The following is a 12,643-nucleotide window of genomic DNA, read 5'->3' as shown; positions in this document are numbered from 1 at the left end:
GTGGTCGACACGGCGTGTCGACGAAAAGGTGATGGGAGTAGCGCATGGCGCCGGTGAGTGCGGCGGAGAACGGGTCGAGCAACGGATCCTCCGGGGGATCCTCCGACCTTACGGTGCCGCTGATCAACGCGTTCTGGGCGATCAAGGACGCGCTGGGCTTCACGTTCTGACGGGTTTCACGTTCTGATCGATGCCCGGTTCGGTGAGGGCCCGGGCATCGATCAGAACGCCGACCACCGACTAGTTGTCCGCGCCGCCGCCCAGGTGGCGCCACAGGAACTCGTAGGCGAGCGCGGACTTGAACGCCTGCTGGCTGTTGTCCGCGGCGCCGCCGTGGCCGCCCTCGATGTTCTCGTGGTACCAGGTCGGGTGACCCTGCTCCTGTAGTCGCGCGGCCATCTTGCGGGCGTGGCCCGGGTGCACCCGGTCGTCGCGGGTAGAGGTGGTGATCAGGATCGGCGGGTAGGTGCGGTCGGCGCGCGCGTTCTGGTACGGCGAGTACTCGCGGATGAACGCCCACTCATCCGGATCGGACGGATCGCCGTACTCGGCAATCCACGATGCGCCGGCCGGCAACTGCGGGTACCGGTACATGTCGAGCAGCGGGACCTGGCACACGATGGCCCCGAACAGCTCCGGGTATCTCGTGACCATGATGCCCATGAGCAGCCCGCCGTTGCTGCCGCCCTGCGCACCGAGTTGCTCGGGTGTGGTCACCCCCCGCGCGACGAGATCCCGCGCGACCGCCGCGAAGTCCTCGTGCACCTTGTGCCGGCCCGCGCGCAGCACCTGGGTGTGCCAGGCCGGCCCGTACTCGCCGCCGCCGCGGATGTTCGCGACGACATAGGTGCCGCCCCGGGCGAGCCAGGCGCGACCGTTGATCCCGCTGTAGGACGGGGTCAGCGAGATCTCGAACCCGCCGTAGCCGTACAGCAGCGTCGGACCTGCCGGCACCCCTGCACGCCGGACCACGAAGTACGGCACAGCGGTGCCGTCCGCGGAGGTGGCGAAGTTCTGGGTGACGTCGAGATCGGCGGCGTCGAAGAAGGCGGGTGCGCGCTTGATCGGCTGCGGCTGCTCCGCGAGGTCGTCCGCGTCGATGCAGCCGCGTAGCAGCGTCGACGGCTGGGTGAATCCGCTCGCGGAGAGGAACAGCTCGTTGCTGCGATCCGGGTCGGTACCGGTGATCTCGATCGTGGCGGCGCGGGGCAGCCCCTCGAACGGCCGCGTTGTCCAGGTGCCGGGGTTGACGATGCGCAGCCCGGTCTGGACGTCGTGCAGCGTCACCAGCACCAGGTGGTCGGCCGTCCACGCGTAGGTCTCGAGGCTGGTGTGCTCATCGGGTGCGAACACCACAGTCAGGTCGCGGGCTCCGGCCAGATACTCCTCGAAGTCCGCGGCCAGCAGCGTGCCCGGGGGATGCTCGGTGCCCGCCACGGTCCACGGTGAGCGGGTGAACACCAGCAGCCACTGCTTGCGGACGGAGATCTCCGCGTCCTCGGGGGTGTCGATGCGCACCCGGTCGCCGTCGTCGGTGAGCAGCCAGCGCTGCGCGTTGTAGAAGTCGACGGCGCGCTCGACGAAGCTTCGCTCGAAGCCCGGGGTGGGGTCGAACCAGCCGGACGCGGCGACGTCCTCCGGTTTGCACTCGAACACCGTCGGTGCCTCGGCCAGGTCGGTGCCACGGCTCCAGCGTCGGATCACCCTCGGATAGCCCGAGTCGGTCAGCGAGCCCGGTCCGAAGTCGGTGCCCACATAGATCGTGTCGGAGTCGATCCAGCCGACGTCCGACTTGGCCTCCGGCAGGGCGAAGCCGCCGCGATCGACTCCGATGAACTCCCTTGTGCGCAGATCGAACTCGCGCACGACAGCGGCATCGGCGCCGCCGCGGGACAGGGTGACCAGGGCCAGCTCGTAGCCGGGGCGGAGCACGTTGGCGCCCTTCCACACCCAGTTCTCGCCCTCACGGTCGGCGAGTGCGTCCAGGTCGATCAGCACGTCCCACACCGGCGTCTCGGTGCGATAGGACTCGAGGGTGGTGCGGCGCCAGATGCCGCGAACGTGGTCGCCATCGCGCCAGAAGTTGTAGAGGTACGTGCCGCGCCGGCGCACGTAGGGGATCCGGGCATCGGTGTCGAGGACCTCGAGCAGGTCGGCCTGCAGGCTCGTGAATTCGGCGGTCGCGGTGAGTTCGGTGCAGGTGCGGTCGTTTTGGGCGCGCACCCACTGCATCGCGCGGTCGCCGGTGACCTCCTCGAGCCACAGGTACGGATCGTGTTCGGGATCGAGATTGCCGGCGTCGACGCCGCTTTCGCCTGCCATGATGCACATTGTGCAGGGTCGGGTGGCGGAGGGTGGCAGGTGCATCTGGCGCTGATCGGGCGGGCCTTCGGCATGTTCGTCGTGACCAACATCGACGACCTGGTGGTGTTGGCACTGTTCTTCGGGCGCGCGGTCGGACAACCGCCCGCGCAGTTGCGGATCGTCGTCGGGCAGTACCTGGGCTTCCTCGGGATCCTCGTGGTCGCGGCGGTGGGCGGGCTGGGGATCGGCATGCTCCCCGGCGGCGCCGTCCGATTCGCGGGGTTGCTCCCGCTCGTGTTGGGGCTGCGGCTGGTCTGGCGCGAGTGGCGGACGGCGGGCGCGGTGCTCGACGGCGGCGGGCTGGTCCGCAGCCGTCCGGGGGTGTGGACGGTCGCGGCGGTGACGCTGGCCAACGGTGGCGACAACCTGAGCGTGTACATCCCGGTGTTCGGCTCCGGACCGGCGCTCGACATCGCCGGATACGCGGCCGTGTTCCTAGTGCTCGTGGGCGTCTGGTGCGGGCTCGGCATCCTCGTTGCGGGGCGTGCACCGGTGGCCCGGGCGCTGGCGCGTTGGGACCGCGTGCTGCTGCCGGTGGTACTGATCGGCATCGGTGTGAGTGTGCTCGTGCTCGGCTGATCGTGGTTACCGGCGGGTAACGGTACCGAGCAGGGACAGTGCCCGGCGGCAGGTCTACGCTCGGGGCTTGTGGCCGCACACTATGACGTCGTTGTCCTCGGTGCCGGCCCAGGTGGGTATGTTGCCGCGATCCGGGCTGCCCAGCTGGGACTGAGTACCGCCATCATCGAAGAGAAGTACTGGGGTGGTGTCTGCCTGAACGTGGGCTGCATCCCCTCGAAGGCGCTCTTGCGCAACGCCGAACTGGCGCACATCTTCACCAAGGAAGCCAAGACCTTCGGCATCTCCGGCGAGGCGAGCTTCGACTTCGGGGCGGCGTTCGACCGCAGCCGCAAGGTCGCGGACGGGCGCGTCAAGGGCGTGCACTTCCTGATGAAGAAGAACAAGATCACCGAGTACGACGGACGCGGAAGCTTCGTCGACGCGCACACCCTGCAGGTGGCGCTCGGTGCCGGCGGCACCGAGACCGTCACGTTCGACAACGTCATCATCGCGACCGGCAGCACCACCAAGCTGCTGCCCGGGACGTCGCTGAGCAAGAACGTCGTCACCTACGAGGAGCAGATCCTCACCCGCGACCTTCCCGGCTCGATCCTCATCGTCGGCGCCGGTGCGATCGGCATGGAGTTCGGCTACGTCCTGAAGAACTACGGCGTGGACGTGACGATCGTCGAGTTCCTCGACCGTGCACTGCCCAACGAGGACGCCGACGTCTCCAAGGAGATCGCGAAGGCGTACAAGAAGCTCGGCGTGACGATCAAGACCGGCGCCGCGGTGCAGACCATCGAGGACGACGGCGCCAAGGTCACCGTCGCGATCAAGGACAACAAGTCCGGCGCGGTCGAGACCGTGGTGGTCGACAAGGTGCTGCAGTCGGTGGGCTTCGCGCCCAACGTGTCCGGCTTCGGGTTGGAGAACACCGGTGTCGAGCTCGAGCGCGGGGCCATTCGCGTCGATGAGCGCATGCGCACCAACGTCCCGAACGTCTACGCGATCGGCGACTGCACCGCCAAGCTCATGCTCGCGCACGTCGCCGAGGCGATGGCCGTGGTGGCGGCCGAGACGATCGCCGGCGCGGAGACGCTGGAACTGGGCGACTACCGGATGATGCCGCGCGCGACGTTCTGCCAGCCGCAGGTCGCCAGCTTCGGGCTGACCGAGGAGCAGGCCCGCGCCGAGGGCTACGACGTGAAGGTCGCGACCTTCCCGTTCACCGCCAACGGCAAGGCGCACGGCCTCGGCGACCCGAACGGCTTCGTCAAGCTGATCGCGGACAAGACGCACGGCGAGCTCGTCGGCGGGCACCTGATCGGCCCCGACGTGTCCGAGCTGTTGCCGGAGCTCACGCTCGCGCAGAAGTGGGACCTCACGGTCAACGAGCTGGCCCGCAACGTGCACACGCACCCGACGCTGTCGGAGGCGCTGCAGGAAGCCATCCACGGCCTGGCCGGTCACATGATCAACTTCTAGGTCGCCGCAGGCACCTGACGCGACGAGGGCGTCCGACCACACGGTCGGGCGCCCTCGTCGCGTCCCGTGAACATTCTTGCGCCGCAGCGCTGTCCGTTCGCGGGCCTGTGTCAGCGGCGGTCGTACCGCTCCTGGTCGGTGAGGATCTCCGGCATCTGCGACTCGATCAGCTCGACGAGCGAGAGCAGGTGCGCCGCAACCTGCTCGCCCCGCGGGGTCAGGCTGTACTCGACCTTCGGGGGGATCGTTACGAGGACCTCACGGTGGACGAAGCCGGACCGCTCCAGTGCTTGGAGGCTCTGGGCGAGCATCCGCTCGCTCACGCCGTCCACCCGGCGACGCAGCGCGCCGAAGCGGTACGGCCCCTCGCCCAGTGCGACCAGGGCGAGCGCTCCCCATCGTCCGGTGACCGTGTGGACAACCTCGCGCGAAGGGCATGCGCGCTCGAACACGTCGGCGGCGAAGTCGGGGCCGGGTTCGGAGACGGGCTGGTCGGGGGCGCTCATGGGCCCCAGGTTACTACCGGTTGATCAGTCAGTACATATGTATCAGTTTACACTTACGAAAAATAAGTGCATGATGTCAGGAAAGCATTCGCTCGCACTTTTGGAGGAACTGTCATGACCATCGCCGTCACCGGAGCGACCGGACATCTCGGCCGTCTCACCGTCGAAGCCCTGCTTGCGCGCGGAGCGCAGGCCGGCGACCTCGTCGCGGTGGTCCGCGATGAGAGCAAGGCGGCCGACCTTGCCGCCAAGGGCGTGCAGGTTCGCGTCGCCGAATACGGAGATCCGGTCGCGTTGAAGGCGGCGCTGGCCGGCGTGGACAAGTTGCTGCTGATCTCGGGTAGCGAGATGGGTGAGCGGCTTGCCCAGCACGCCAACGTGATCGAGGCCGCGAAGAACGCCGGCGTCGGATTCATCGCCTACACATCGGTGCTGCATGCGCCGACCAGTCCGCTGTCGCTGGCCGTCGAGCACAAGGCCACCGAGAAGCTGCTCGCCGAGTCCGGCGTCGATCACGCCCTGCTGCGCAACGGCTGGTACTGGGAGAACTACGTCACCGGCCTGGCGGGCACCGTCGAGCGCGGCGTGCTGGCCGGTGCGGGCGGAGAGGGTCGGGTCGCCGGCGCGGCCCGCGCGGACTATGCCGAGGCGGCCGCGGCGGTGCTGCTCGCCGACGGCGAGGCCGGCAAGATCTACGAACTCGGCGGTGGCGAGCGACTGACGCTGACCGACCTCGCCGGGAAGATGTCCGAGGCGGCCGCGAAGCCGGTTGTCTACCAGGATCTTCCGGTGGCCGAGTTTCAGGTCGTGCTCGAGGCGGCCGGTGTGCCCGCCGTCTACGCCGAGATGCTGGCCGGCTCCGACGCGGGTATCGCTGCCGGTGCGCTCGACACCGACAGCGGCGACCTGCAGCGGCTCATCGGCCGGGAGTCCACCCCGGTGCTCGACGTCCTGGGCGCGGCGCTGTAGCAGTCACGCCGGTCCGGCTCCGGACGGTGAGGTCCCCCGACCGAGACGCCGTCTGCAATGGACGTCTCGGCGGGGGACCCGTGACTTTCACCGCGCTGTCAGATCACGCCCTCGATGCCCTTGCTGATGGCGTTGCCGAGGATGTCGCTGACCGAACCGGTGGAGCTCAGCCCGCCCTGGGAGGAGCCGAGCCCGTTGTTGGCCAGGCTGCCGGTGACCGCCTGCCCGGCGTTCGGTGCGCCGACGGCGAAGCAGGCGGTCAGTGTGGGCATGGAGTTGGTGACGCCCTCCGTGCCGGACACGTTCGCGCCACCGGAGGTGACCGCCTGGCCGAGCGTCACGTTCGACGGGACGTTGTAGGTGAAGTTCGCGGTCACCGGGTTGCCCGAGTTGACGAACCATCCCGAGTTGGTGACCTGGTAGCCGCCGTTCGCCGGCTCGGCGGTCACGGTGGCGGTCTGCTGGCCTTGCAGAATGTGGTACGCGCTCACGGTCACGGTGGTGGGGGCGCCGAACCCGGTGGGCGGGAAGTCGGTGATGGCGTTGACGTACGGGTTGGCGGCGCCACTGGTCGTGCCGACGACGATGCTGTAGGTGACGGTCTGGGGGACGCTCGTCGCAACCGAGGCGGGCGCGACGGTCTTGTCGTAGGTCATCGTCATGCCGAGCGTGCTCGCGTCGTTCTTCGTCAGGTGGCTGGTCGCCGAGCAGGTGCCGGCGGCCGAGGCCACGCCGGTGCCGAGCCCGACACCGACGACGACCCCGGCGGTGGCGAGAGCCGCGGCGGTGGCGGCGGAGGCGATGCGGCGCATCGGGGTACGGGACATGAAACCCTCCAAATGGGGCTGGGGAATGGATTGCGCGGAGTGGTCACGCGCGTTGTGACCCCGATCGCACGAAACTTTTGTAGTGACCGCGGCTACATGCCGCAATGCGAAATGCCTGGTGATGTGGAAGGTCATAGAACATCTGTGACCAGAGCTCACAGATAATCTTCAGTGTTCTGTCGGCCGACCGGTGGCGGGCGCGCAGTTGTCGGCACGGACCCGCACGCGCCGCCCTGTTCGGCCCGAGCGCGCGTCACGGCCCGAGTTTGGTGGGAAAATCACCACAGATCGGTCGGATGAGAACCGACGAGGGGGTGGGACGCCCACGCTGATCGACCGGAACCGCCCGTCAACGGGGCCGACGGCCCTGACACCGGCACCGACACTGGAACCGGCACCGGCACCGGCAGCGGCATCGATGCCGGTGCGTGCCTCGGTGGTGGCTGTGGTGCGGTTGATCGGGCTCGTGGCGCTGATCGGCCTGGCCGTGGCGGCGCTGCGCGTACAGTTTCCGCCGCCCGCACCCCGTCGGGGCGCCGCAGGCGGGGAAAGCGCGGTGGTGGTGTTGGCTTCGCTGCTCGGATTGTCTGTGGCGGTGTTGATTGCGGCCCTCGTCGCACGGGCGCATACCGGCCCGAGAGGCCGGTTACCGGTCAACCACGAAGTCCGGCGGCGGACTGCCCACGTGTGGAGTCGCCGCGACCTCGTGGGGATCGCCGCAGTCGCCGTGGTGCTGACCGGCGCACTGCTGCTGCCGCTGATCGGGCACGTGGTCGGCACCCCGGCACGGCCACCGTCCGCGTCGTCGACCTCCCAGATCGACCGTCCCGCGCCGTCCGGCACCACCGCGCGAGACGCCAACGGTGTCGAGGCGCCGCCGCGGACCGGGAGCGGATCGCTGTGGACGGTGTCGCTGATCGCGCTGCCCACGTTGCTGGCGCTGATGACCGCAGGTGCGTTGCTCGGTCGTCGGCGCGTGGGTGCGGACGCGGTACCCGTGGTCCCGGCTGTGTCGTCGCATCCCGCTTCCGAACACGAAAACCTCACCCGCGCTGCGGAACTGGGACTGGCTGTCGTCGCGGCGTCGGAGCTCGACGCGCGGTCCGCGATCATCGCCTGTTACGCCGCGATGGAGGCCGCACTGGCGGGAACCGCGGACGCCGCGCCGCAGGAATCGGACACGCCGACGGAGGTGCTGGCCCGGGCGGTGGCGCGCGGGGTCGTGCGGGAGGAGTCGGCGGCCGCCCTGGTGCGGCTGTTCAGCGAGGCGCGGTTCAGCGCCCACCCGATGACCGAACGGCACCGCGCGCTGGCCGCGTCCCTGCTGCGCGCGACGCTGGACGACCTGAGGAGCCGGGCGTGCGTGCCGTAGTGGTCGCCGGGCTCGGCGCGGTCCTGGTGGCCGAGGGGGCCGCGGCCGCGGTCGGGCACCGCGACCGGATGCTGATCGTCGCCGGGGTGGTGGTCGCGCTGGTACTGGCCGCCCTGCACGCCGGGTTCTCCGGTCGCGAACGGACGGCCGCCGACGCCGACGAGGGGAGTGAGCGCGCCGAGGTGCTCGGCCAGTGGTCGGCCCGCACCCGGTCGTTGCTCGAATGGTCGGACGGGACCCGCGGTGACTGGGACCGGCACCTGCGGCCGCTGCTCGCGCGCGAACTGGCCCAGTCGGCGGGTCTGCGCACGCTCGACGAACCGGCGACCGGGCTGCTGTTGTTCGGACCGGAGTTGTGGCCGTGGGTGGACCCGTCGAATGTCGCCGCCGCCGGATCCGCGGCCCGCGACGAGCCGGGCCCCGGCCGGGCGGCGTTGTCGCGGATCCTCGACCGGCTGGAGCGGCTGTGAGCGTCACCGATCGCTCCGACGCGGCCACCACGACGGCCCGGGCCACCGCGGTGCTCGCCGAACTCGAGCGGGTGGTGGTCGGCAAACGCGACCAGCTCACCCAGATCCTGATCGGGATGCTCGCCGGCGGTCACGTGCTCATCGAGGATCTGCCGGGCCTGGGCAAGACGCTCATCGCCCGGTCCTTTGCGCAGGTGTTCGGGCTGCGGTTCACCCGCGTGCAGTTCACCCCGGACCTGCTGCCGGCCGACCTGCTCGGCAGCACGATCTACGACATGCAGTCGGGGCGCTTCGAGTTCCGCCCCGGGCCGGTCTTCGCCAACCTGGTGCTCGCCGACGAGATCAACCGGACACCGCCGAAGACACAGGCCGCGCTGCTCGAGGGCATGGCCGAGGGGCAGGTGAGCATCGACGGCACCACGCACGAACTGCCCCGCCCCTTCATCGTGCTGGCCACCGACAACCCGATCGAATACGAGGGCACCTACCCGCTACCCGAGGCGCAACTAGACAGGTTCGCGATGCGTATCCGGCTCGGGTACCTGTCCGGGGCCGACGAGGTAAGGATGCTGCGGCGCCGGCTCGACCGCGGATCCGAGCGGATCCAGGTCGGCTGCGTTGTCGATGCCGCCGGGTTGCTGGCCATGCGGGAGTCGGTGGAGCAGGTGCTCGTGCACCACGACGTGCTCGAGTACGTGGTCACCCTCGCCGAGGCGACGCGCAGCCACCCGCAGGTCGAGGTCGGCGCCAGCCCACGGGTGGAGCTGGACCTGGTGCAGACGGCACGCGCGCGGGCGCTGCTCGCCGGCCGTGACTACGTGATCCCCGAGGACGTCAAGGCGCTGGCGCCACCGGTGATCGCCCACCGGATCAGCCTGCGGCCGGAGATGTGGGTGCGGCGCATCCACCCGCAGCAGGTGGTCGACGAGTTGCTGCACCTGGTCCCGGTACCGCGCACCGAACGGCCCGGCTCGTGAACCAGCCCGTGACCCGGCCTGCGACGCAGTGGGACCTGCCGCTGCACTGGCGGACGTCGACGACGGCACGGACCCTGGCCACCGTCGCGGCGGTCGCGCTGGCCGGCGCGGTGCTGTCGGGGCACTGGCCGTTGGTCGTCTACGCCGCGCCGTTCCTCGGCGCGCTCGCCTCGGCCGGATGGCTGCGCCGCCCGCCCGCGCGTGCGCGGGTCGTCGTCGCCGGTGCGCCCCTGCGCTGCTTCGAGGCCGAGACCGTCGAGGTGCCGTTCGCGGTCGGGGCGGACCGGACCGAGTGGACGGTCGAACCGGAGCCGCGGCCCGGGCTGACCGTGCGTGCCGCGAGCGGCAGCGACGTCGGCGCCGTCACCTTGCGGGTGCGGGTGGAGCGGTGGGGTCGGCACCCGGTGGTGGTGAGGTTGGCTGCCACCGCGGCCGGGGGACTGTTGTCCGCGACCGAGCGGTTCGAGGTCGCGCAGATCCGAGGGTATCCGACCGTGGCGCCGGGGGAGGCGCCGATCCCGCGCATCGAGCTGCCCGCCCGCATCGGCACCCATCTCACCGCCCACCACGGCCTCGGCGTCGAGTACGCCGACATTCGCGGCTATCTGCCCGGCGACCAGCTGAGGTCGATCAACTGGGCGGTCAGCGCGCGGCGCCGGCGGCTGCACATCACCGAGCGGTACACCGATCGCGCCGCGGACGTCGTCGCGCTCATCGACGCCTATCCGGCGGCGCCCGGTCCCGCGGCCGCCGGCCTCGAGTGGTCCGTCCGCGGTGCCACGCAGGTCGTACAGAGTGCGTTGCAGATCGGGGACCGTGCCGGGGTGGTGGCGCTCGGGGGCCGTGTGCGGTGGCTCGGTCCCGACATCGGCCGACGGCAGTTCTACCGGGTCCTCGACACCGTCCTGGACGCTGGATATCCGGACGCTGGATATCCAGGTGCAGGGGAGTCGGCGCGGGGCGCCGCGGAGGGCACACTCGCCCCGCGTCCCGCCGTGCCGCCCGGAGCGCTGGTGTTCGCGTTCACGACCCTGCTCGAGACCGCCTTCACGTTGGCGCTGCTCGATCTGCGGTCGCGGGGACACGCCGTGGTGCTGATCGACGTGCTCCGCGGCGCCCCGTTCACCGAGGAACTCGACCCGCTCACCGCGCAGATGTGGCGGTTGGGACGCACGGCCATGCACCGTGATCTGCGGGCGCTCGGCGTCGACGTGGTCGAGTGGCCCGAGGGGGTTTCGCTGGAACAGGCCCTGATCCCGTTGGTCCGGTCCCGGCCCCGCCGGCAACGGCGGACGGCGCACCCATGACGGGGCGCGCGATCGTCCGTGCAGCGGTCACCGCGGTGGCGCTGGCGGAGATCGCGGTGTTCGCCTTCGTGCCCGCGCCGGCCGGTGCGGTCGCGGCGGCGGGTGTGGTGACGGTGCTGGTGCTGGTGTCGGTCACCCGGCGGCAGGGGGCCGGTGTGATCGCGTCGCTGCGGGGGCCGGTACCGGGCGCGGTGGCGGTCACACTGGGCGCGCTGGTCGGGTCGGGGCTGTCCGGCGGCGTCGGCTGGCTGCCGGTGCTCGCTCCGCTGGCGGCGGTGGCGGCGTACGCGTCCGCCGTTTCGGTCTACCCGCCGCGGTCACCCCGACCCACCCGCGTCGAGGGTCCACGCTAGTCGTCGGGGAGCTCGATACCGAGGTCGGCGGCCTTCTTCGCCACCGCCTCGGGAAACACGTTCCGGTACAGGAACAGATCCTGGCCGAGCACCCAGTCCGGGGCCAGTTCGGTGGCGTACCGCTCGAAGTAGCCGAGTTGCTTGCCGAACAGGACCAGTTCCTCGGGGCTGGCGACACCCCAGATCTTGCCGATGTTCACCAGCGACATGATCAGGTCACTCAGCCGCAGCGAGGCCAGGTCGCCGGCCAGCACCGGCGCCAGCACCGACTGCAACTGCATCCCCACCTGGGCGTCGGACGCGGCGACCTCGCTGGTGTAGCCCAGGCCGCGGATGGCGACGGCGACGCGGGAGAAGTCGCCGTCGATCAGCGTCGCGTAGAACATCTCGCGCAAGATCGCGCGCCACACCTCGGGCAACTCGCCGACGATGCCGAAGTCGAGGAACGCGATCCGCCCGTCGTCGAGAACCCACAGGTTGCCGGCGTGCACGTCGCCGTGGAACGGCCCGTGCAGGGTGATCGACTCGATCCAGGCCTTGACCCCACGCCGGATCAGCATCTGCGTGTCGACGCCGGACTCCCGGAGCGTGTCGAACCGGTCGAGCGGCACTCCGTGCATGCGTTCCATGCAGATCACGTGCGGTCCGCAGTACTCCCAGTAGACCTCGGGAGCGGTCACGTGCCGGTTGTCGCCGAAGCTCCACAGCGCACCGCGAAAACGGGTCTGACGGTCTGCCTCGACGGCGCTGTTGAGCTCGGTCATCGTCGCCGCGTGCAGGTCACGGATGATCGCGGTGGCATTGGCGATGCGGAAGAACTCGTGCAGTCGCTCGAGCAGGTGCGCGCCGGCGTAGGCGGTGCGCAGGTCGACCAGCATTCGGCGGAAGATGTCCGGTCGCTGCACCTTGATGACCGCTTCCCGGCCGTCCTGCAGGACGCAGGCGTGCACCTGCGCGACCGACGCGGCGGACAGCGGGGTGTCGTCGAAGCTGCGGAACAGCTCGTCGATCGGGTGGCCCAGATCGGCCTCGATGACCGCGCGCGCCTGGGCTGCCGGCACCGGTGGGACGTCGTCCAGACACCGCAGGCAGGCGTCGGCGAGCGGGCGCGGGAACACGCCCGACGAGGACGCCATCAGCTGACCGAGCTTGACGAACGTGGGGCCGAGTCGTTCGAATGCGTCGACCACGCCCTCGGAAGCCGCGTCCGCCAGCCCCCGCCTGCGGCGGCGCAGCGGCCAGCCCAGCACCGCGCGCAGCACGCTCCATACCAACACGACCGCGACGACGACAGCCCGCGACAGTTCGGTCAGGCCGAACCTGCTCAGCTGCGGTTTGGTCACCGTCAGCGCCGCGGGCGGCGGGCCGAAGGCGTAGGGGCCGAGCGGTTCCGGCGGCACGATGGGGTTTTCTGACACAGTCGATCCCGATGGGTGAAGGCCCGAGGCC

General features: G+C 70.3%; 13 protein-coding genes. 9 read left to right on the top strand and 4 right to left on the bottom strand.

The window, feature by feature from the left end:
• Window positions 1–44 precede the first annotated feature (44 nt).
• Complete coding sequence (locus G4X40_RS07580) at window positions 45–170, top strand: hypothetical protein (RefSeq protein WP_277831461.1); 126 nt, start codon at window positions 45–47, stop codon at window positions 168–170.
• 70 nt (window positions 171–240) lie between these two features.
• On the opposite strand, the gene G4X40_RS07575 is transcribed toward G4X40_RS07580, so the two are convergent.
• Window positions 241–2,322, bottom strand: coding sequence for a prolyl oligopeptidase family serine peptidase (locus tag G4X40_RS07575; protein WP_277831460.1), 2,082 nt, complete (start codon window positions 2,320–2,322; stop codon window positions 241–243).
• A gap of 39 nt (window positions 2,323–2,361) precedes the next feature.
• On the opposite strand from G4X40_RS07575, the gene G4X40_RS07570 reads away from it, so the two are divergent.
• Together G4X40_RS07570 and lpdA are read left to right on the top strand one after the other, a co-directional pair.
• Window positions 2,362–2,943 carry a cadmium resistance transporter gene (locus G4X40_RS07570; protein ID WP_277831458.1) on the top strand — a complete coding sequence of 194 codons (582 nt, stop codon included), beginning with the start codon at window positions 2,362–2,364 and terminating at the stop codon, window positions 2,941–2,943.
• Between the two features lie 69 nt (window positions 2,944–3,012).
• The gene (gene lpdA / locus G4X40_RS07565; RefSeq protein WP_277831457.1) at window positions 3,013–4,413 is read left to right on the top strand and encodes a dihydrolipoyl dehydrogenase; all 1,401 of its coding nucleotides are present in this window, start codon (window positions 3,013–3,015) and stop codon (window positions 4,411–4,413) included.
• Between the two features lie 110 nt (window positions 4,414–4,523).
• On the opposite strand, the gene G4X40_RS07560 is transcribed toward lpdA, so the two are convergent.
• Entirely contained in the window at window positions 4,524–4,919 is a 396-nt protein-coding gene (locus tag G4X40_RS07560) for a winged helix-turn-helix transcriptional regulator (protein ID WP_277831456.1), read from the bottom strand.
• A gap of 114 nt (window positions 4,920–5,033) precedes the next feature.
• Here G4X40_RS07560 and G4X40_RS07555 point away from each other — a divergent pair, with 114 nt between their 5' ends.
• Window positions 5,034–5,888 carry an SDR family oxidoreductase gene (locus tag G4X40_RS07555; protein ID WP_277831454.1) on the top strand — a complete coding sequence of 285 codons (855 nt, stop codon included), beginning with the start codon at window positions 5,034–5,036 and terminating at the stop codon, window positions 5,886–5,888.
• Window positions 5,889–5,986: 98 nt separating this feature from the next.
• On the opposite strand, the gene G4X40_RS07550 is transcribed toward G4X40_RS07555, so the two are convergent.
• Window positions 5,987–6,715: a hypothetical protein gene (locus tag G4X40_RS07550; protein WP_277831452.1), complete on the bottom strand. Its 729-nt coding sequence runs from the start codon at window positions 6,713–6,715 to the stop codon at window positions 5,987–5,989.
• Window positions 6,716–7,421: 706 nt separating this feature from the next.
• Here G4X40_RS07550 and G4X40_RS07545 point away from each other — a divergent pair.
• The 5 genes from G4X40_RS07545 to G4X40_RS07525 are packed head-to-tail and all read left to right on the top strand — an operon-like array spanning window position 7,422 to window position 11,194.
• Complete coding sequence (locus tag G4X40_RS07545) at window positions 7,422–8,087, top strand: DUF4129 domain-containing protein (protein WP_277831450.1); 666 nt, start codon at window positions 7,422–7,424, stop codon at window positions 8,085–8,087.
• The gene (locus tag G4X40_RS07540; protein ID WP_277831449.1) at window positions 8,075–8,557 is read left to right on the top strand and encodes a hypothetical protein; all 483 of its coding nucleotides are present in this window, start codon (window positions 8,075–8,077) and stop codon (window positions 8,555–8,557) included. The genes G4X40_RS07545 and G4X40_RS07540 overlap by 13 nt, the downstream gene beginning before the upstream one ends.
• A complete protein-coding gene (locus tag G4X40_RS07535; protein WP_277831447.1) occupies window positions 8,554–9,534 on the top strand; it encodes an AAA family ATPase in 981 nt (326 codons plus the stop codon). The genes G4X40_RS07540 and G4X40_RS07535 overlap by 4 nt, the downstream gene beginning before the upstream one ends.
• Entirely contained in the window at window positions 9,531–10,841 is a 1,311-nt protein-coding gene (locus G4X40_RS07530; protein ID WP_332844328.1) for a DUF58 domain-containing protein, read from the top strand. Before G4X40_RS07535 ends, G4X40_RS07530 begins: the two co-directional genes overlap by 4 nt.
• On the top strand, window positions 10,838–11,194 hold the full coding sequence (locus G4X40_RS07525) for a hypothetical protein (RefSeq protein WP_277831446.1): 357 nt from the start codon (window positions 10,838–10,840) through the stop codon (window positions 11,192–11,194). Before G4X40_RS07530 ends, G4X40_RS07525 begins: the two co-directional genes overlap by 4 nt.
• Here G4X40_RS07525 and G4X40_RS07520 read toward each other — a convergent pair.
• Window positions 11,191–12,612: an ABC1 kinase family protein gene (locus tag G4X40_RS07520; protein WP_277831445.1), complete on the bottom strand. Its 1,422-nt coding sequence runs from the start codon at window positions 12,610–12,612 to the stop codon at window positions 11,191–11,193. The genes G4X40_RS07525 and G4X40_RS07520 overlap by 4 nt on opposite strands.
• Between the last annotated feature and the right edge of the window lie 31 nt (window positions 12,613–12,643).

This window comes from Speluncibacter jeojiensis (assembly GCF_029589495.1).
GTDB classification, from domain to species: Bacteria; Actinomycetota; Actinomycetes; order Mycobacteriales; family Mycobacteriaceae; genus Speluncibacter; species Speluncibacter jeojiensis.
The sequence above is the reverse complement of the archived record's forward strand: the minus strand, read 5'-3'. Positions and strand labels throughout refer to the sequence as shown.